We start from the raw sequence: 18861 nt of genomic DNA, 5'->3' as shown, positions 1-18861 counted from the left end.
GCGTCAGAACGGCGCGCTCAGTTGCACACCGATCGTGCGTGGCTGGATCACCGACGCCCAGACGTTGCCGCCCAGCGGCACATAGCTCGTATTGGCGGACAGCAGCCCTTCGCGGTTGAACAGGTTCCTGACGAAGAACGACAGGCTCGCGTACCGCAGGTCCACGCCCAACTGGAGATCCGTCACCGCGTAGGCGGGCAGGATGAAATCGGGCGAGCCCGTGGCGCCCGCGAAGCTCGCATGTCGCTCGCCCACGAAGCGCTCGGCGGCACTGGCCGTGGCCGACCATGGGCCGAGCGGGAAACGCCAGCTCGCCCCCAGCGACGCCGCGAACTTCGCGGTGTTCGGCAGCCGGTCGCCCGTGCGCGCACCGACGCTCGGCGCCCCTTCCGTCAGGTACGCGTCGATCGCGGCGAGCGACGCATTGAACGACAGCGCCGACGTCGGCCGCACCACGCCCGTTGCCTCGAGGCCCTTGATTCGCGCATTGCCCGCGTTGACGAGCTGCGCGACGCCGTCCACTGCACCGTATTGCTGGATGTCGTGCCATTCGATGTCGTAAGCCGACAGCGCGACCGAGACGCGGTTGTCGAACAGATCCGCCTTGTAGCCGATCTCGTAGTTCCACAGCGTGTCGGGCTTGTAGGTGGGATTGCCGGCGATCAGTTGCCCCGTCACCGCGCTGACCGCCATGCTGTTGGGGCCGCCCGGGCGATAGCCGCTCGCGACGCGCGCGTAGACGTTGCTGGTCGGCGTGAGCTTGTAGCTGGCCGTGAACATGTACGTCTTGCTCGTATCCGACGACGTGCCCGGCGCGGACAGCGGCGTCGGCACGAGCAGGCCGAACGTCTCCTGCCGGTAGTCCTGGCTGTTGTGGGCGATCCGCATGCCGGCCGTCAGCGCGACGCGCGACGTGGGGTTGTAGGTGACGTCGCCGTAGGCCGCCAACTCCTGGTAACTGCCCGAATAGCCGAGCCGCTCCAGGTCGCCGAGCGGGCGGCCGCCGGCCGTCGCGCGATACACCTGCAACGTGTTGCTGTGCTCATGGTCGTAGTAGAGGCCGGCGACCCACTCCAGCGTGCGGTTGCCGGGCGACGTCAGCCGCAGCTCCTGCGTCACCTTGTTGGTGCCGACGGTGGAACTGGGCGTGACGGTGCTGACGTCGAGTCCGCCCGCCGCGAGAATCGGCGCATAGAACGGCGTGAAATCGAGCGTCGTCGACGTGCGCAGCGACTGGTACGCGGAAATCGCATTGAGGCGCGCCCAGCCGAAATCGTATTCGGCATTCGCTGTGTAGAACTGATTGCTCTGGTGATACGGTTCCTGCGAATCCTGCAACTTGGTCAGCGCGCCGTACGCGGGCCGGCCGTTCATCCCGTAGTCGACGTAGTTCTGGCCGTTGCTGTTGATGTTCTGAAGCGTGGCCGTGAAGCGGAACGTGAGCTTGCGGGTCGGCGTGACGAGCAGCGACGCACGCACGCCGGTAGTGTCGCTCCGGTTGATGCGCGTGCCGGCGGCCGCGCCCGTCGCATCGACGTAACCGCCGTCGTGGTTGTTGAAGGCGGCGATGCGCATGGCGGCGACGTCGGATTTCAGCGGCACGTTCAGCACGACGTTGGTCGTGTTGTTGAGGCCGCCGTGCCAGGTCGACGAAAACATCGTCCCGACGCTGCCGAAAAAGCTCTCGGTATCCGGCTGGTTGGTCACGTATTTCAGCAGGCCGCCCATCGCGCCCGCGCCATACAACGTCCCCTGCGGCCCGAACAGGATCTCGATGTGATTCAGGTCGAGCAGGCCCATGTCCAGGGCCAGCGCGGCCCCGCCGCCCGACACGGTGTTCGAGCCGAGCGGCGTATCGTCGACATACACGCCCACGGTCGGCCCGACGTCCTTGCCGGCCGTCACGCCGCGCATCGAGATCGTGCCCTGGCCCGGGCCGCCGCCGCTGTTGAAACCGACGCCCGGCTGCGTCGACAGGTAGTCGCTCAGCTTCGTGGCACCCGACTTCTGCAGCGCATCGCTCGACAGCGTATCGACCTTCATCGGCACCTCGCGCGCCGGCTCGCGACGCCGGTTGGCCGTCACCTCGACGGAATTGAGCGTGATCGCCGCACCGCCGGCGCGACCTTTGGCGCCGGCATTGCCGTCGCGATCCGTACCGGGCGCCGCGCGCTCCGTGGCGGCGGCGGGCGGCGGCGTACCGGCACCGGGCTGTGCGGGCCCGGTCTGTGCGCATGCATCCGATGCGGCGAGAAACATCCGCATCACGGTCACGGCAACCAGCGTCCGCCTGAAGATCGTCGACTCCGCTGCGACCCCGCCCTTCTTGCTTGCCATCTGCGACTCCTCTTGTCTGTCTGAATGTGAGCGGACCTGTCGGTCTTCCGATGCGGTCCCGCATGCGGACCGCCCGCCCGAATGACTCCAAGGTAAGCAGCCAAATCGGCCGCTGCTTTTGCGAAACGCCGAAAAACATTGGCTACCGTCCTCGGCTGCCGACGCGCCGAAAAACGCGCGCAACGAAGCCGCGGGCGCGGGCGACGCGGCGATCGAACGGGATGCGGGAGCAGAAAACGACACGCGCCTTCCGTGCGCGAGTTCGCACGGAAGGCGCGGCAGCGGCGGGAGAAAGGCGTACGGCGGCGTTAAAGCGCCTGCGCGCCGACTTCGCAGTGCGGTTCGAAGCGCGTGCGGAAGGTACGCAACACGAGACCCAGCAGGATCACGCTGAAGACGGCGGCCGGTACGCCGAGCCAGACGATCCCCTTGAGCAGTGCGTACGGCGCGCCGTCGAGCGCATCGGATATCGCGCCGACGGAAGGCACGGACATCGCCTGAAATGCGTAGGTGACGAGCGACGACGTGCCGACGACCCGCCCGCGCAAATGCGGCGGCGCGATGTCCTGCAACAAGGTTGGCGTCAGCGCCGCGCCGGCGATATAGGCGGCGATGATGCCGATCATGCAGGCGAGCAGCATCGCCGCGCTCGTCGCGAACGACAGCGTCAGCAGCAACAACGCGGCCAGCAGCGCCATCGCGCAGCCGATCGCGACCGGCAGCAGCCGGCCCCAGCGCGCGCGCAGGCATCGCACGGCCACCACGCTCGCCAGCAAGCCGAGCGCCGAACCGCCGCCCACCGCGATGCCGCTGTACAACCCCGAGCGGGCGACGTCGACGTGAAAGTCGCGGATCAGCGACACCGGCGCCCAGCCCAGGATTGCCCCTACGTAGAAGGCCGCCATCGCATAGCCGACGATCAGGCACGCCAGCATCGCGCCCGAGCGCCGCCAGTAATGCGCAAGCGTCTCCTGCGCACGTTCGTGCAGGTCGGCCGTGCCGCCGCGCGGCGGATGCCCGACCAGCGCGAACAAGCCCGCGACGACCGGCCCCGGGATCGCGACGAGCAGGAACGCGAGCCGCCAGGGTTCGATCGACAGCGCGTGCGCGAGCGGCGCGGCCACGCTGAAGATCGCGCCGGCACCCGCGATCCCGAGCCCCGCGCCGAACAGCGCGACCGCGAAGAAGATCGTGTTCGCCGCCGTGCGCAGCGCCGGCGGAAACAGGTCCGGCAGCATGCTGTAGACGACCGGCCCGAGCCCCGCCTCGCCCACCGCGAGCGTCAGCGTGCAGAGGAACAGCATCCAGCCTTGCGTAACGAGGCCGCAGAGCGCCGTGCCCGCGCTCCACACGAGCACGCAGGCCACGAGCAGCCAGCGCCGGTCGACCCGGTCGGTCAGCCAGCCGAGCAGCGGCGACGCCAACGCGCCGAACAGGATGGGGCCGAAGCCGACGATCGCGCCCAGGCTGGTGTCGCTGAGCTGGAGGTCGCGCTTGAGCGGCTCGACGGCGAGCGTCAGCATCTGACGGTCGGTGATGCCGAGTATCGCGGCCAGCGCGAGCACGGCCAGCGCGAACCACGCGCGTGACAACGACGGCGATCCCCCGGTGATTTCAGTACGCACGTTGCGCCTCCTGCGCTGACGATCATGCCTGCCCGGCCGACACCGGGCTCATTCGTGGCCGGCCGCGAAAGCCCGCCTGCAGACGATAGCCGCTCGACGGCGGCGAAACTTTCGCCGACGGCCGGCATAGTTCAGCCGGCGTCCGCGCGACTGCCCGATGGAACAGGCCGGATCAGATCGCGATTTCGTCGAACGGCCACATCGGGCGCGTCAGGCGTGCGTAATCGTCAACCCGGAAATCGAGACTCAGCGAACCCGGCGTGTCGCAGTAGTAGATGGCGCGCGCCAGCGGGCCGAACAGCGCCTGGAAATGCTGCGTCGACTTCACCACGACGGCCCGGCAACGCCGGAGGTCGACGCCGAGATCGAAAAAGCAGCTCGGGCTGTAGGTCTGTTGCCGGACGGAGTTGACCACCACGAGTACGCCGTCGACGTCCAGCACCGCGGACAGGCCCAGGCCGGGCCCCGGAAACTTGAACGTCTCGTCGTGCTGCGCCAGCCCCTCTTCGACCGCCACGACCCGCGCGACCACGTCGAGCGGGCGGCCCGCGCGCGGGCCGCTCTTGCCGCCGAGGCGCAGCTCGATCGTCGCGCCCACGCCGGCATCGCGCGCGAACACCGCCGCGACGGGATCCCACATCATGCCGATCGCCACCTCGCGCAGCCCGCGCTCGAGGACGGCCTCGAGGATGAAGGTGGAGTCGGAGCCGGCGCCGCCGCCCGGGTTGTCGGCCGTGTCGGCAATCACGAACGGCCCGCCCGATGCGTCGGGCGGTGTCGCTTCGATCTCGTCGAGAATGCGTGCGATCGGCAGGCGCAGCGCATGCGTCTCGTCGCGCACGGCCACGAAGCCGCGCGCCAGTTCGCGCGCATGCGTGCGGGCCGCACCGGGATCGCCGTCGCTCACCACCAGCACCCCGGCACCGGTATCGGGAAAGTCGGACCACGGGAATCCGTGGATCAGCGACACCGACAGGATCCCGTCGCGCCCCTCCCGATCCATCGCGTCCTGGTTGAGTTGCGCCATGCGCGGTTCGGTCGTGAAGAACATGCCGAGCATCGGCACGCGTTCGAAGTGCGTCGTCGGCCGGATCTCGCCGCGCGCGGTGCGTTCGGCAAGATCGATCAGGTCGACCGCCCGTTCGTCGAAGTCGATGTGCGGATAGTGCTTGCACGCCAGCAGGATGTCGCCATGATCGAGCATCGCACGCGTGACGTTGGCATGCAGGTCCAGCTCGACACCGATCACGACGTCGGGGCCGACGAGCGCGCGCGTCTTCGCCAGCAGATCGCCCTCGCAATCGTCGTACCCCTGCGCCATCTGCGCGCCGTGCAACAGGTACAGCACGATGTCGACCGGCTGCGCGGCGCGCAGCCCGTCCAGGATCTCGTCGCGCAGCGTTTCGTAGTCCTGCTTCGAGCACGGCGCGCCCGGTTCGGCGAACGCGAAGATCGATGCGCTCACCTCGTGGCCGCGTGCGCGCGCCTCGCGCACGAACGTGCCGTAGCCGACGAGTTCGTCCGCCTGACCGTCGGGCACACCGCCGGCCGGACGGTACAGCGTGCGTTCCTCGAACGAGTGCAGGCTGGTAGGAATCGGGGAAAAGCTATTGGTCTCGTGCGCAAGCGCTGCAACGAAGATACGCATGGTCACTCCTGCTCGGGTTTGAAATATCGGTCGACGACACGCGCCCGGACGGGCGCGCGGATTTCGCGGTCGCGCCGACGCCTGCCGGCCAACCGTCGATACAATTTGCATGACGAAACAATTTCGTTTCACTGGATCAGGTGGCATGCACGCGTCGCAGTGGAACGGTGTCCGCCCGAGGGCGCGTCAGCCCTCTCGGCGCAGATAGCGCAGGCGCGTATGCACGCCGTGAGGCCGGTCGCCATCGCCGCGGAAGGACACGAGCGACAGCCGCCCATTGATGCCGCACAGCTGCGCATCGGAGGTGCCTGGCGGCGCGAACAGGTCTTCGGCCAGCGGCGCCAGTTCGAGCACGTAGGTCGAGCCGCCGTCGAATGCATAGCGGGTTTCGCCGTCGCCCGTTTCCACGCCGCCGCTCGGCCACAACATGGCCCGCCGGCTATCGGCGTCCATCTCGGTCCAGTACGCTTCGACCGACAGCCGCTCGTTGCCCGCCACCGATGCGAGGCGCATCGGATAGTGCCGATAGCCACCGGCATAACGTGACAGCGGCCGGCTCGACGCCCCGCGCTCGAACGGCATGACGGCCTCGTGCCCGAGGTGCGCGAGCGTCGCGAGCAGCACCTGGTCGTGCAACGCGTTGGCGCCCGGGCCCGTGCCGGCGGTAAATACCACGAGATCCAGTTCGGGGCAGACCGCGAAGCTCGACGTGGTGCCATACGTCGTACCGCCATGCCAGTACACGGTCACGCCGCTCACCGGCACCTTCCACCAGCCAACGCAGATCGGCGGCACGCACGGGCGCCCCGCATCGAAGGTCACGGCCTGCATGGCCGCGACCGTCTCAGGCGCGAGGATCCGCGTGCCGTCGATCGAGCCGCCGGCCAGATGCATGCGCCCGTACGCGAGCATGTCGCGCACCGTCGAAATCGGGGTCGACCCGGCGCCCGCCAGCGACGGCGGCAACAGATACGCACGCGTGGCCTGCAGCTCGCCGCTCGCCGCGTTCGCGAACACGCCCACCGCATGACGATGCAGGATCGCCTGCTCGGCCGACGTGCACGACTCGTTCATTCCGCACGGACGAAACAGCGTTTCTTCGAGCACCTGGTTGTACGGCTTGCCGGACAGCACTTCGATCAGCCGCGCGGCAACCACGAAGCCGGCGTTCGAATAGTGGATCGTCTCGCCCGGTTCGAACAGCGTCCCGAATCCGGCCAGCCGCTCGACGAAATCGCGGGTCGCGCCCGTGCCGGCTTCGGTCATCGGGCTGAAGCTGTCGGCATCGATGCCGTTCGTGTGATTGAGCAAATGGCGCACGCTCAGGCGTTGCGCGTGGGCCGGATCGGCCAGCGTAAACGACGGCAGATGCGCGACGACCGGATCGTCGAGGCCGATACGCCCCGCCTCGACGTAACGCATCAGCAGGTGCGCCGTCATCACTTTGGTTACCGAACCGATCTGCAAGCGCGTATCGACGGTCATCTCCGCGCCCGTGTTCAGGTTCGCGATGCCGCGCGCCAGTTCGATCTGCTCGCCGCGGTGCCAGACGCCGGCGACATAGCCAGCCGTGGCCGGGCCGGTCACGGCGTTCGCAAGCAGGTCGTCTAGCTGGTGCCTCAGGATTTGCATAGCCGGATTCCATGGTAAGAGGATGGGCGTCGCCGGGCGCCGCGACAGCAAGCGCGGCCGGCACGCATGTCGCCAATGTAACGGCGTTCCACCCTGCATCCTTTTGCCAGCGGCCGGAATGCTTTTGCGTGCGACTGTCGCTCGCGTGCCCGACACGCGCCGCCGCCACCGGTCGCCCGCGCCGCATGCACGCGGTACCGAGATGCGCGACAGCGCGGAGGCACGCGACAATTCCCCGGCGGACGGCGAAAGCGCGCCATCCATGCGTCGGGTATGGTGTGAAGTCCATCGGACGGCTCGCCATGACGCGTCGCCGTTTCTTCATGTACTGGCGGAATCGGGGAATTCCAATGTTCAAATGGCTTCCGGCCTTCCTGAGCCGCGACTGGGCGGGCCTGCCCATCGCGTTCGCGATCGGCGTCGCGGGCGCCGGGCTCGCCTGCACCGGCCTGCCCGTGCCGGGCGGCATCCTGCTCGCCACCGGCATCGCGCTCGCGGCCGGCGCGCTCCATCACCTCGCGTACCTGGCCCGCATGCGCCGGGCCTGCCCGCCGCCGGGCCAGCTCGTGGACGTCGGCGGCCATCGCATCCACGTCCTCGCGGAAGGCCGCGCGAACGACCTGCCGCCGGTCGTCTGGATGTCGGGTGCGCACATGGGCGGCCTCGTCCTGCATCACCTGCATCTGGCATTGCGCGACACGACGCGCTCGATCCTGATCGACCGGCCCGGCAGCGGCTGGAGCGACGCCGGCCCGTATCCGCGCTCGACCGCGCGCGAAGCGGAGGAAGTGGCCGAAGCGTTGCACCGCGCTGGCGAACGCGGGCCGTTCGTGTTCGTCGGGCATTCGTTCGGCGGCCTGCTCGTCGCCAACCTCGTGCGCCGCCATCCGCATCTCGCCTGCGGCCTCGTGCTGCTCGACGCAACCCATCCCGACTTCTTCAACTACGCGCCGCCGTGCCTGCGCCCCACCGCCATGACGGTGGCCGGCAACCTGAGCGGCCTGCTGCATCTGTTCGGCATCCATATCGATCTCGTCGACGTGCTGGGCCGCCGCCAGCCCGCCGTCAAGCGGTTGCTCGAGCTCGTCGAGAGCCGGCTCGCCGAGGCGCTGGCGCTGGGCGCCACGCGCATCGAGATGCATGCGCGTGCCGGGTTCAGCGCCGCGTCCAGCCTCGCCGAACTGGGTGTCGCGCGCAGCCCGCTCGCCGGCTTCGACACGCTGGTTCACGACGGCGAACTCGGCGACCTGCCGGTATTCGTCGTCACCCCGCGCGACGCGTCGGAGATGCGGCCCGAGCAGGCCACCGAGCAACGCAAGCTGTATCGCCGCATGGGCGTGGACGAAGCCGGCTTCGAGCGCTATCTCGCGCTGATGACCGCGTCGCGCGGCCGCTATGTGTCGACGTCGTCGCGAAGCGAGCTGATCCACGCGCCGGCGGGCGACGGACACAATTTCCCGTACGAATCGCCGGACTTCGTGGTGCAGGTGGTCGGCCGCATGCTGCGCATGCGCGCGTACGTCGTCTGACGCACGCGTACCGCCGCTCAATCGATGGTCGACACGCGGTCGGCCATCACCGCCCCGCCGCGCGCGCGCAACTCGCGCGGCGACATGCCGAAGCGTTTCTGGATGGCGACGGAGAAGCTGCTCGGATGGTTGTAGCCTACCGCATACGCGACGTCGGTGACCGGCACGCCCGGCTCGCGCAGGAGTCGCAGAGCCTGCTGCATGCGCAGCTCGTGCGCGTATTCGTGCACGCTCTTGCCGAGCAGCGTGCGAAATCCCGCGCACAGGCTGCTGCGGCTCAATCCGACCTGACGCGACAGCACATCGAGCGAAGGCGGTGCCACAAAATGCTCCTGCAATACCATCTGTGCTTTCGACACCGCACGCCGCGTCATGCGGCTCACTTCACCGTGGCCGGCTTCGTCGTCGGCGTGGCGCGAGGCATCGGAGACCGAATCGATTGCGCGCGCCAGGATCTCGAGGCTGCGCCCGTGCAGATAGATCGACCGGCTGCGACCGTCCAGCGAGCAGTCGCCGATGTCCCGCATGCACTCGAACAGCGCCGCTGAAATCGGCCCTGCATGCACGAACGATTCCGTCAGCGTGCCTTCGACGAAATGTCGCAGCGGCACCGGTAGCGCCTCTTCCGCGCCGGCATAGAGCGCGCTAAGCGCATTGCGGTGCAGGCAAATGCTCGTCACCTGATGATGTCCGCGCTCGGTCACGTCGCCCGCCGGCATGCCATCGGGCTCGGCGACCAGCACCATCGACGGGCCGTCGAGGCTGATCTCGCGCCCGCCCACCGCATACGACGCCGCCCCGCTACGACCGATGCGGATGCGCAACGTGTTCTGTCCGCGCGTGCGCCGCCGGACCACGCCCGCGAAGCTGACGTCGACGGAGGTCATCCAGAAAGCCGGCGATTGCGCGTGAAATTCGGTCTGGCCGTCCGCATACGCGTTCGCGTATTCGACGCGATAGTGATGCCCGTTGCCGATCTGTCGGATCACCGTGGACGGGAAGTCCGGCACCGACGGATTCGCGGGCGGCACGGCCAGATCGCGACTCAGCGAGTCGTAATCGAGGTACGGGGAATAGAGGTTCTGCAACATCGGCGCGGGACTCCGGTGGCTGCCCGCATCCGGCCCGGAAGCGGGGCGCGATTCTCACGATCGCGGCAACGCTCCCTTATATCAAGCCGGAAATACCACGCAAAGAACATGTTTACCCCGGCATCCGGTCGCTGCCGGCCCGTCGGCGGACGCGGCCAGCCGAGTCGATGCGCGACGCCGCAGCCCGTCATTCAGCGCCCACGCGCCGCTATGCAAGCACGTCGCCGGCCCCCCCGCGCTGCGCCGCCTCCCGCCGCCGCAACCGCATCGCGATCAACGCGGCACACACCGCCAGTGCCGCACCGGCCAGGAACCCGCCCGTATAACCGACCTTCGCGGTGAGCGACAGGATCGTCGACGACGCGATCAGCTCGCCGAGATCGCGCGTGCTCTGCACGGCCGTCACGTCGGTGCCGGCCTGGTCGCTGCCGCCCGCGAAGCGCATGCCGGCCGTCATGATCGTCACCGACGTGATCCCGGTCGCCAGCGAACCGAGTACCGTGCACAGCCATGCCCACGACGACGACACCGGCAGCCACCCGCTCGCCTGCGCGAACCACAGCAGAGCAGCCGCGCCCGCACAGCTCACGCCGGCCGTAAACGCACGCCACAACCCGAGCCGCCTGACGAGCCACGCGCCGCCGCCGCAACCGAGCACGACCGTCACGATGCCACCGGCCATCCCGAGTTTCCCGATCGCGTCGAGCGTCCAGCCCGCGTCGTTGAGGAACAGTTTCGACAGGCCGAAACCCGATACGGCCGTCATCGCCGACAGCAGCGCGAGCGACAGCAGCGACCACGAACGCGGCCGCTTCGCGAAGCGCACGAGGCTCGCGTTGTGTTCGGCCTGCACACGTGCGCGATCCGCATCGCGCGGCAGCACCCACAGCACGCACGCGAGGCTCGCGAGCGGCACGGCGGCCAGCGCGAGAAACGCGGCACGCTGGCCGAACAGGCCGATCAGCGTCAACGTGCCAGCGCCGCCGCCGAAGAAGCCGATCATCACGCCCGCGATCTGGATCGCGTTGATCTTCGCGAGCGTGTCGCCGCTGAAGTGCTCGGCGGCCATCCCGTCGTTCGCGATGTCCTGCGTCGCGCTCGCGAGCGACGCAACGGCCAGCAGGCCGACCGCCCACCCGGCCGTCGCGACCGTCATGCCGATCTGCGCGAGGCTGCCGAGGCACAGCACGACGAGCGTCTGCATCGGCAGCATCCAGCTGCGCCGCCGGCCGATGCGCGGCGACCAGCGGTTGTCGACGACGGGCGCCCACAGGAATTTCACGACCCACGGCAGGCCGACGAGCGGCAGGAACGCCAGTGCGTGAAGCGGCGCGCCGTCGTGGCGCAGCAGGGTCGGCATCGCGTCCATCGCGATGCCGATCGGGATTCCCTGTGACAGGTAAAGCAGCGTGATCGTGATGACCAGGCGGCGATGTTCGAGCAGATCGCGCATCGAAGTCTCCAGTTGCATGACATTAAAAAGGTTCGGCGCCGGCCGGCACGCGCGCGGGCCGCATCGCGTCGCGGCGCGGACGGCGCGCGGCCCGCAGCAGCAATGCGCCGAATGCGACGAGTGCCACGTCGATCGGCCAGTACACGGGTGCGCCCGCGCCGAGCAGCGCGATCGCGCAGTGCGTCACACCGGCCAGCCCGTACGCGGCGCCGGCCGCACGCATCAGCCTGCGCAGCCAGGCCGCGCGATCGGCCACGCAGGCAGCAAGCGCGACTGCGCCGCCCCACACGGCCCAGAACAACATTGCGAGCACATGGTCGACGTGCCCGCCATCGGGCAACGCACGCCCGGCGAGCAGCAGCACGCCACCCGCGAGCACGAGCCCGCCGCATATGCCGACGGCGACCGCGGCCAGCACGTTCGCGAAGCGATCCTGCTGCGCACGCCGCCGCTCGATCCACAGATGCAGCCCCGTCGCGCAGAGCGCGCACGCGGCGAGCCCCATCAGGAAATGCACGACGCGCAGCACGCCGCCCATCGCCCCCACCCAGCCGTATTGCGCGAAGTGCAGCGGCTGCACCGCGATGAATGTGCGCAGCCAGAAACCTCGGCCGCGCGACGTGGCATCCGCGAGCCATTGCCCGTCCGCCGCGCGGTACAGGTGACGCTCGAACACCGCCGTACTCGGCAAGCCGGCAGTCGTGCCGGCGATCTCGACGCGCGCGTTCGCATCGCCCCAGCGATGCAGCACGACGGCTTCGCGCCGGAAATCCGGCACGCGCGCCGCATCGCGCCGCAGCAGCGCATCGAGATCGGGCGCGCGTTGCCACGCACCGCCGGCTGCGGCAGGCGGCGGCCCGCCGAGCAGTTCGGCGAACGCGCGCTGCGGCTGCCCCGGATACGCGACACCCGCGAGCGACACCGTGCCGAGCGCGCCGAGCCCCGACAACGCGCCGGTGAACGCGAACAGCACGAGCCACGGCGAGCCCCACAGGCCGATCCACGCGTGCAGGTCGAACAACGCGGCGCGCAACCCTTTGCCACGCCGGATACGCGCCGCATCGGGCCAGCGCCGGTGATGCACGATCACCCCCGCGACGATGAGCACGAGCAGCACGATCCCCCACAGGCTCACGAAGATCCGCCCGGGAAAACCGGCGAACAGCGTCTTGTGCAACGTGACGAGCAACGCCGCGCGCCCGCCGTCGGCCAGCCGCTCGCCGGTCACCGGGTCGAGCACCAGCGTGCACGCTTGGCGCGCGTCGCAGAAACGGATCGCCGGATCGTCCGGTTGCGGCAGCACGATGCGCGCATCGCGCAACGGCACGCCGAGCGCCGCGGCACGCGCGACGAGTTCGTTCAGCGGCAGCGCCGGCCGCGCGACGGCGACCGGCGGCGGCCGCCACCAGCCCTGCATCGAGTCGGTCGCGAGACTCCAGGTGCCGCTGAACAGCACGACGAACAGCACCACGCCGAACAGCGCACCGGCACCGCGATGCAGCGCGCGCCAGCGCAAACGCAATGAAGCGTCCATGTCAGCGCCCTCCCCAGAACATCGCGCACGGCACGAGCACCGCGAGCCAGGCACCCGCGCGCCACGCGGCCTGGCGCCGCCCGGGTGCGACGAGCACCCACAGCAGCGCGGCGACGCTCGCGGCAAGCGACAGCAACACGGCCGCATAGAGCCGGTTCAGGCCCTCGGCCGGGTAATGACGGGCCAGCGTGACCGCGAGCGCGACCGCGCCCGGCAGCACGCCGCCGATCGCGAGCGCCGCCCGCGTCCCCCAGCCGCCCGCCATCAGAACTGCCCGCGCACGGTCAGCATCACGTTGCGCGGTTCTCCGTAACGGTTGTTCCAGCCGGGCTGGCTCAGGCTCAGGTAGTACTTGCGGTCGAACAGGTTGTTGACGTTGAGCGCCGCGCTCCAGTGCTTGTCGTAGCGGTAGCCGAGCCGCACGCTCGCGAGCGCGTAGCCGCCCTGGCTCAGCGTGACGCCGTTCGCCTGCGCCGAGTAGTTGCTCTGCACCTGCACGCCGCCGCCGACGCTCCAGCGCCGCTCCTGCCACGGCAGGTCGTAGTTGGTCCACAGCCGGAACAGGTGGCGCGGATTCAGCAGCGGCGCGAACGACGAGCCCGCGTTCGCGAGATTGTCGGCATAGCTCATCGTGTCGTACGTGTAGCTCGCCCACACGCTCCACCACGGCGTGATGCGGCCATTCGCCTCGAACTCGAAGCCCTGGCTGCGCACGCTGCCGCCATTGACGTAGTAGCAGTTCGGCCCCGCGCACGGATGCGCGAGATCGACCTGCGGGTTGTTGTCGAGATCGATGCGGAACGCCGCGAGCGACACGTTCAGCTTGCCGCCCGCCAGCTCGCCCTTCACACCCGTCTCGTAGGTGCGCCCCTTCACCGGCGTCAGGATGCCGCCGCCCCACATCGACTTGGTTTGCGGCTGGAACACTTCCGCATAGCTCGCGTACCACGACCAGTCGCGCGCGAAGTCCCAGATCAGCCCGCCGTAAGGCGTGAACTGGTGGCCGGTGTTGTAGTGCGCGCCGAGGCTGTCCTGGTTCCACCAGCTCATGCGGCCGCCGAGCACGAGCGTGACGGGTTCCGCGAGCTTGATGCGGCCGAGCCCGTACACGCCCTTCTGCGAAACGTCGTTCTGCTGCGACTGCTGGTACGGGCCGACGCCCGGCTCGGGCACGCTGTCCGGGTTCCAGCGGTACACGTTCACCGGCGTGCCGGACACGTCGCCGAGCAGCTGCGCCGACATCTGCCCGCTGCTGCTGTTCGCGTAGGTCACGCCGAACATCAGGTCGTGCGTGAGCCCGAACGCATGCACCGGGCCCTGCACGTTCGCATCGAGGCTGCGGCTGTAGGTGCTGAACCGGTACGCGCCGCCCGTCAGCGCGCCGCCGGCGCCGGTCGCCGGATCGATCGCGCCGAACGAGCCCGCGTACTTCAGGTCGGAGCGCACGCTCTGGTATTCGCCGCTCACCTTCGCCTTCCAGCCGCCGCCGAGCTTCTGCTCGACCGAACCGAACGCGCGCGTCGTGTCCCAGTCGAAGCTGCCCCACGCGGTGTCGAGGAACGTCGAGCGCGACAGGCCGAGGCTCGATCCGTCACGCGCCATCGGCACGCCGGACATGTCGGGCACCGATCGGGTCGTCTGGTACTGCGCGCCGAACGTGAGCAGCGTGTCGCGCGTCACGTCGACTTCCGTGACGCTGTAGATCGACCGCGTATCCTGCTTCGCGTGGTCGTAGAAGAAGTGGCGATCCTCGTAGGCGGCGACGAGCCGGCTGCGCACGGTGCCCGCCGCATTGAGCGGCCCGCCGATGTCGGCTTCCGCGCGATAGCGGTCCCAGCTGCCGACGCTCACGCTCGCATTCGCGGAGAACTGGTACTGCGGCCGCTTGCGCACGAGGTTGACCGTCGCGGCCGGGTTGCCCGAGCCGTGCAGCAGACCGTTCGCGCCGCGCAGGATTTCCACGCGCTCGTACACCGACATGTCCTGCGGCGCGCTCGCCATGTCGCCGATCACGATCGGCACGCCGTCGAATTCGAACGAATCGACCTTGAAGCCGCGCACGAAATACGCGGTGGTGAGCAGCACGTAGGGCTGCACCGTCACGCCCGCCGATTGCTGCATCACTTCGTCGAGCGAGTACAGGTTCTGCTGGTCGATCCGTTCACGCGTCGTCACGCTGACCGACTGCGGAATCTCCCGCAACGCCAGCGGCATCTTGCCGACCGTCGCGACCGACGGATCGTCGGCCACGCCGCGCGACGCGGTCACCGAAATCGCCTTCAGCTCACCCGTGGCAGGCTTCACGGCGGTCGCCTCTTCCTTCCGGACTTCCGCGCCGGCCGCCGACGCCGGCACCGTATCGGCGAACGCCGCCGCCGGATGCGCGGCGATCAGCAAGCCCAGATACAGCGACGGACGCCAGCGCCCTCGCCCGAAACGGGCGACGCACGCGCCCTTCGTCCTTGATCTCCCAGGTTCCAGCACCTCGTACCGCATTCACGCCCCCGCATTTGATAATCATTCTCATTATCAAATAGAACCGGCCGGCGATTTTTCGATCGAGGGGCTTTTCCTATCGATTCCGGGCACGCCGGATCGCATTGTTCACGTCAGTGCGCGGATTCGGCCGGCCGGGCTTCCGCGTCCGTATCCGCATCGGCAGGCGGTACCGAGTCGGGCGGCCGCCCGGCGCGGGCGAATGTCGCGTACCACGCATCGGTTTCGACCAGCTGCGCATGCGTGCCGGTCGCCCGCACCCGGCCCCCGTCGAGCACGACGATCGTGTCGGCGGCGGCCGCGAGCGCCGGCTGGTGCGTGACGACGACGCGCGTGCGCTGCCCGCGCAGCGCGACGAGACTGTCGCGCACGCGCCGCGCACTCAGCTCGTCGAGGCTCGCGGTCGGCTCGTCGAACATCAGCACTGGCGCACCCGCCAGCAGCGCGCGCGCCAGGCACGCACGCTGGCGCTGCCCGCCCGACAGCAGCTGGCCGCCCGGCCCGACGTCGGATTCGAGCCCGTCCGGCAATCGCTCGGCGTCGCGCAGCAGGCCGACCGCGTCCAGCGCGGCACGCAGTTCGTCATCGGACGCGTCCGGCCGGCCCATCCGCACGTTCCACGCGAGGCTGCCGCGAAACAGCCCGTTGTCCTGGAACACGAGGTTGCGCGTCGCGGCGAGCGTCGCCTCGCTCAGGTGCCGCACGTCGGTACGGCCGAGCAGCACGCGCCCGGCGCCCGGATCGTCGAGCCGCGCGAGCAGGCCCAGCAGCGTGCTCTTGCCGGCCCCCGTAGGGCCAACGATCGCGACGAAGCCGCCCGCCGGGCAATGGAGGTCGACGCCGTCGAGCAACGTCGCGCCGGTGGCCGAGCGGTAGCCGACGCGCACCGCGTCGACACTCGCATCGTGTACCGGCGTGCCGCGCTCGGGGCTGTCGAAACGCGGCGCATGCAGCACCGCGAGCACGGTGTCGAGCGCGCGCCAGCCGCCGCGCAGCGCCTGGTCGAGCTGCGTGAGCTGCGCGAGCGGCTCGATGAAGCGCACGAGCAGCACGAGCACTGCCACGGCCGTCGCGGCATCGAGCCGGCCGGTCGAGACGGCCCACGTGCCGCCGACCAGCATCGCGACGAACACGCCCTGCACCGCACCCGCGAAGCCGAGCTCGATCGGCAGCGAGCGCCGCATCAGCGCGCGCGTGCGACGATGCTGCTCGTCGAACGCGTGCTGCAAAGCCGCGCGCGCGTCGCCGTCCTGGCCCGCGAAGCGCAACAGCCCCTGATGGGCGGCGAAGGTCTGAAGCTGCACGGCCATGTCTCGCTCGCCTGATGCGCGCGATTGCTCGAACGCGAGCGTGCGGGTGCCACCGCGTTCGAGCAGCACGAATAGCAGCACGGCCGCCGCCGCGAGGCACAGCGCGATGCGCCAGTCGATCCATGCGAGCCCCGCAACGACCGCGAGCGGTGTCACGACTGCGCCGATCAACGGCCCGAGCAGGTGCGCCGGAATCCCCATCGCCTGCATGACCGGCCCGCGCAACAGCCCGGCCGGATGCGTGTCGCGCACGGCCTGCCACGACGCGATGCGCGGCAGGTGCCGCACGAGGCGTTCGACGAGACCGGCCGCGAGCGCGCCGCCCGCGCGATAGCCGCCGCGTTGCGCGACGTACAGCACGAGTGCGTGGCACAGCGTCAGCGCGCCGAGCGCGATCGTCCAGTGCAGCACGGTCGAATGCCCGCCGGCAAACCATGCGCGGATCAACGGCACGAGCAGCAACCCGCACGCGCCGTCGAGCAACGCGGCCGCCACCGCCCAGCCGGCTCCGCGCCACAGCGCGCGACGCGCTTCGGATGGCAAGCACTGCAAACGTTTGAGCGACTTCATCATCAGGCGGCCTCCCCGCCTGCGGCGCCGCGTTCGCTCCATAGCCGCGCATACAGCCCGCGCGCGGCCAGCAGCGCCGCATGCGTGCCGCGCTCGACGATGCGGCCGCGATCCATCACGAGAATCTGGTCCGCAGGCCGGATCGCGTCGAGATCGTGGCTGACGATCACGCGTGTGCGCGCGTCGCCGCGCAACGCATTGCGCAACGCGCGCCCGGTTTGCGGATCGAGCGCCGAGGCCGGTTCGTCGAGCAACAGCAACGGTGCGGGCGACAGCAGCGCGCGCGCAATCGCCAGCCGCTGCAGTTCGCCGCCGGACAGCCGCACGTCCCGTCCGCACACGCAGTCGTAGCCGCCCGGCAACGCGTCGATGCATTCGTCGAGACAGGCCGCGCGCGCGGCTGCGCGAATCGCGTTGCGATCGGCGCCCGGCCGGTAAAGCGCGATGTTCGCCGCGATCGACGCGTCGAGCGCGGCGGCCTGCTGGAACACCATCGCCACCTGCTCGCGCCGCGTATCCGACGCGAGCCGCCGCAGATCGGCGCCGCCGAGCCGCACCGTGCCGCGCTCCGGATCCATGAAGCGCGCGAGCAGCATCAGCAGCGTGCTCTTGCCCGCGCCCGACGGCCCGACGATCGCGGTGGTCGTGCCGGCCGCGATCGTCGCGTCGATATCGCGCAGGATCGGCGCGCCGTCGATGTCGACACGCACGCCGCTCAGTTCGACCGATGCGTCGCGCGGCACCTGTACAGCGCCATCGACTGGCTCGGGCAGGCCCGGCTGGGCGAGCAACGCATCGAGGCGTGCGGCGGCCGCGCGCGCTTCTCGCAGTGCGTCGGCACCGTGGCCGAGCGCACGCACCGGCGCCGCGACCGCCCAGATCAGCAGCGCGAACACGCACAGTTCGCCGACCGGCAAGCGGCCGGCCGTCAGCCACGTCGCACCGAATACGCCCCATGCAAGCAGGAACGGCGTGCCGAGCAACACCTGCGTGCAGGCGCCCGGCCCGCCGACGCGGCCGACCCACGCTGAAAACGCCTGCTCGAAGCGCCCGGTCGATGCCAGCGCGGCCGCCTCGATGCCGGCGCCCGGATACTGCCGCACGAGCGCCGGGTTCTGCGCGAGCTGCGCGTAATCGCCCATCAGTTGTTCGAGCGCCGCGTTGCGCGCCGCGATGGCCGGTGCGAATCGCGCCGAACGCATCCAGCGGAACAGCGCGGCCCCCGCGACGAGCGGCACGAGCGCCCAGGCGAGCAGCACGGGATTCAGGTAAAGCAGGCATGCGAGCGCTGCACACGGCACGACGATCAGTTGCGTGACGTCGGCCGGCGCATGCGCGACGAGCTGGTGCAGCGCGCGCACGTCCTGGTCGACGTGACGCGCGACGCGATCGCTGCCCGCGCGCGCGAACCAGCCGAGCGGCAAGCGTTGCAGATGATCGGCGAGGCGCCTGCGCAAGCGATCGGCGAGATCGGCGTCGACGCGATGCGTCAGGTGCAGCGCGATCGTCTAGCCGCGTCAGCCACGCTCAGCACCGGCGCAAAGCACACATCAGTGCCCTCCAGCAGCGCGCGCCAGTGCGCGGACGGCTGCTGCGCGAACACCTCGGCGAAGCGCACCTTCAGCGCAGGCCAGCG

General features: G+C 69.7%; 11 protein-coding genes and 2 pseudogenes. 1 reads left to right on the top strand and 12 read right to left on the bottom strand.

The annotated features are described in order from the left end of the window. Window positions 1-3 precede the first annotated feature (3 nt). From G3N61_RS21050 to G3N61_RS21035, 4 genes are all read right to left on the bottom strand, one after another. Window positions 4-2337 (bottom strand): TonB-dependent receptor, encoded by a 2334-nt coding sequence (locus G3N61_RS21050; protein ID WP_205823501.1) that lies wholly within the window; start codon window positions 2335-2337, stop codon window positions 4-6. Window positions 2338-2645: 308 nt separating this feature from the next. Continuing rightward, a complete protein-coding gene (locus tag G3N61_RS21045) occupies window positions 2646-3962 on the bottom strand; it encodes an MFS transporter (RefSeq protein ID WP_205823500.1) in 1317 nt (438 codons plus the stop codon). 172 nt (window positions 3963-4134) lie between these two features. Then, window positions 4135-5610, bottom strand: a complete 1476-nt coding sequence (locus tag G3N61_RS21040; RefSeq protein ID WP_043180248.1) for a M81 family metallopeptidase — start codon at window positions 5608-5610, stop codon at window positions 4135-4137. A gap of 186 nt (window positions 5611-5796) precedes the next feature. Further along, on the bottom strand, window positions 5797-7242 hold the full coding sequence (locus G3N61_RS21035) for a serine hydrolase domain-containing protein (RefSeq protein ID WP_205823499.1): 1446 nt from the start codon (window positions 7240-7242) through the stop codon (window positions 5797-5799). Window positions 7243-7592: 350 nt separating this feature from the next. Here G3N61_RS21035 and G3N61_RS21030 point away from each other — a divergent pair, with 350 nt between their 5' ends. Further along, on the top strand, window positions 7593-8771 hold the full coding sequence (locus G3N61_RS21030) for an alpha/beta hydrolase (protein ID WP_205823498.1): 1179 nt from the start codon (window positions 7593-7595) through the stop codon (window positions 8769-8771). Between the two features lie 17 nt (window positions 8772-8788). On the opposite strand, the gene G3N61_RS21025 is transcribed toward G3N61_RS21030, so the two are convergent. From G3N61_RS21025 to G3N61_RS39620, 8 genes and pseudogenes are all read right to left on the bottom strand, one after another. Beyond that, window positions 8789-9862 (bottom strand): AraC family transcriptional regulator, encoded by a 1074-nt coding sequence (locus G3N61_RS21025; protein ID WP_205823497.1) that lies wholly within the window; start codon window positions 9860-9862, stop codon window positions 8789-8791. A 208-nt stretch (window positions 9863-10070) separates the two neighbouring features. Continuing rightward, the gene (locus G3N61_RS21020) at window positions 10071-11315 is read right to left on the bottom strand and encodes a RhtX/FptX family siderophore transporter (protein WP_205823496.1); all 1245 of its coding nucleotides are present in this window, start codon (window positions 11313-11315) and stop codon (window positions 10071-10073) included. Window positions 11316-11337: 22 nt separating this feature from the next. Beyond that, entirely contained in the window at window positions 11338-12849 is a 1512-nt protein-coding gene (locus G3N61_RS21015) for a PepSY-associated TM helix domain-containing protein (protein ID WP_205823495.1), read from the bottom strand. Window position 12850: 1 nt separating this feature from the next. Then, a complete protein-coding gene (locus G3N61_RS21010) occupies window positions 12851-13114 on the bottom strand; it encodes a hypothetical protein (RefSeq protein ID WP_089452097.1) in 264 nt (87 codons plus the stop codon). Next, window positions 13114-15345 (bottom strand): TonB-dependent siderophore receptor, encoded by a 2232-nt coding sequence (locus G3N61_RS21005; protein WP_089452096.1) that lies wholly within the window; start codon window positions 15343-15345, stop codon window positions 13114-13116. The genes G3N61_RS21010 and G3N61_RS21005 overlap by 1 nt, the downstream gene beginning before the upstream one ends. 113 nt (window positions 15346-15458) lie before the next feature. After that, a complete protein-coding gene (locus tag G3N61_RS21000; RefSeq protein ID WP_205823494.1) occupies window positions 15459-17228 on the bottom strand; it encodes an ABC transporter ATP-binding protein in 1770 nt (589 codons plus the stop codon). Next, window positions 17228-18733 (bottom strand): annotated as a pseudogene (locus G3N61_RS20995) (ABC transporter ATP-binding protein); the annotation flags it as partial. The gene G3N61_RS21000 and the pseudogene G3N61_RS20995, both read right to left, overlap by 1 nt. Before the next feature lie 2 nt (window positions 18734-18735). Next, a pseudogene (locus tag G3N61_RS39620) lies at window positions 18736-18861 on the bottom strand (CoA transferase); the annotation flags it as partial.

It is taken from the genome of Burkholderia sp. Ac-20349 (assembly GCF_017104865.1).
GTDB classification, from domain to species: domain Bacteria; phylum Pseudomonadota; class Gammaproteobacteria; order Burkholderiales; family Burkholderiaceae; genus Burkholderia; species Burkholderia aenigmatica.
This window is presented reverse-complemented; position numbering and strand designations above follow the sequence as displayed.

Coding starts and splice junctions, on each gene's coding strand:
- G3N61_RS21050 (WP_205823501.1), bottom strand. CDS start 2,337: ATGGCAAGCAAGAAGGGCGGGGTCGCAGCGGAGTCGACGATCTTCAGG.
- G3N61_RS21040 (WP_043180248.1), bottom strand. CDS start 5,610: ATGCGTATCTTCGTTGCAGCGCTTGCGCACGAGACCAATAGCTTTTCC.
- G3N61_RS21035 (WP_205823499.1), bottom strand. CDS start 7,242: ATGCAAATCCTGAGGCACCAGCTAGACGACCTGCTTGCGAACGCCGTG.
- G3N61_RS21030 (WP_205823498.1), top strand. CDS start 7,593: ATGTTCAAATGGCTTCCGGCCTTCCTGAGCCGCGACTGGGCGGGCCTG.
- G3N61_RS21025 (WP_205823497.1), bottom strand. CDS start 9,862: ATGTTGCAGAACCTCTATTCCCCGTACCTCGATTACGACTCGCTGAGT.
- G3N61_RS21020 (WP_205823496.1), bottom strand. CDS start 11,315: ATGCGCGATCTGCTCGAACATCGCCGCCTGGTCATCACGATCACGCTG.
- G3N61_RS21015 (WP_205823495.1), bottom strand. CDS start 12,849: ATGGACGCTTCATTGCGTTTGCGCTGGCGCGCGCTGCATCGCGGTGCC.
- G3N61_RS21010 (WP_089452097.1), bottom strand. CDS start 13,114: ATGGCGGGCGGCTGGGGGACGCGGGCGGCGCTCGCGATCGGCGGCGTG.
- G3N61_RS21005 (WP_089452096.1), bottom strand. CDS start 15,345: ATGCGGTACGAGGTGCTGGAACCTGGGAGATCAAGGACGAAGGGCGCG.
- G3N61_RS21000 (WP_205823494.1), bottom strand. CDS start 17,228: ATGATGAAGTCGCTCAAACGTTTGCAGTGCTTGCCATCCGAAGCGCGT.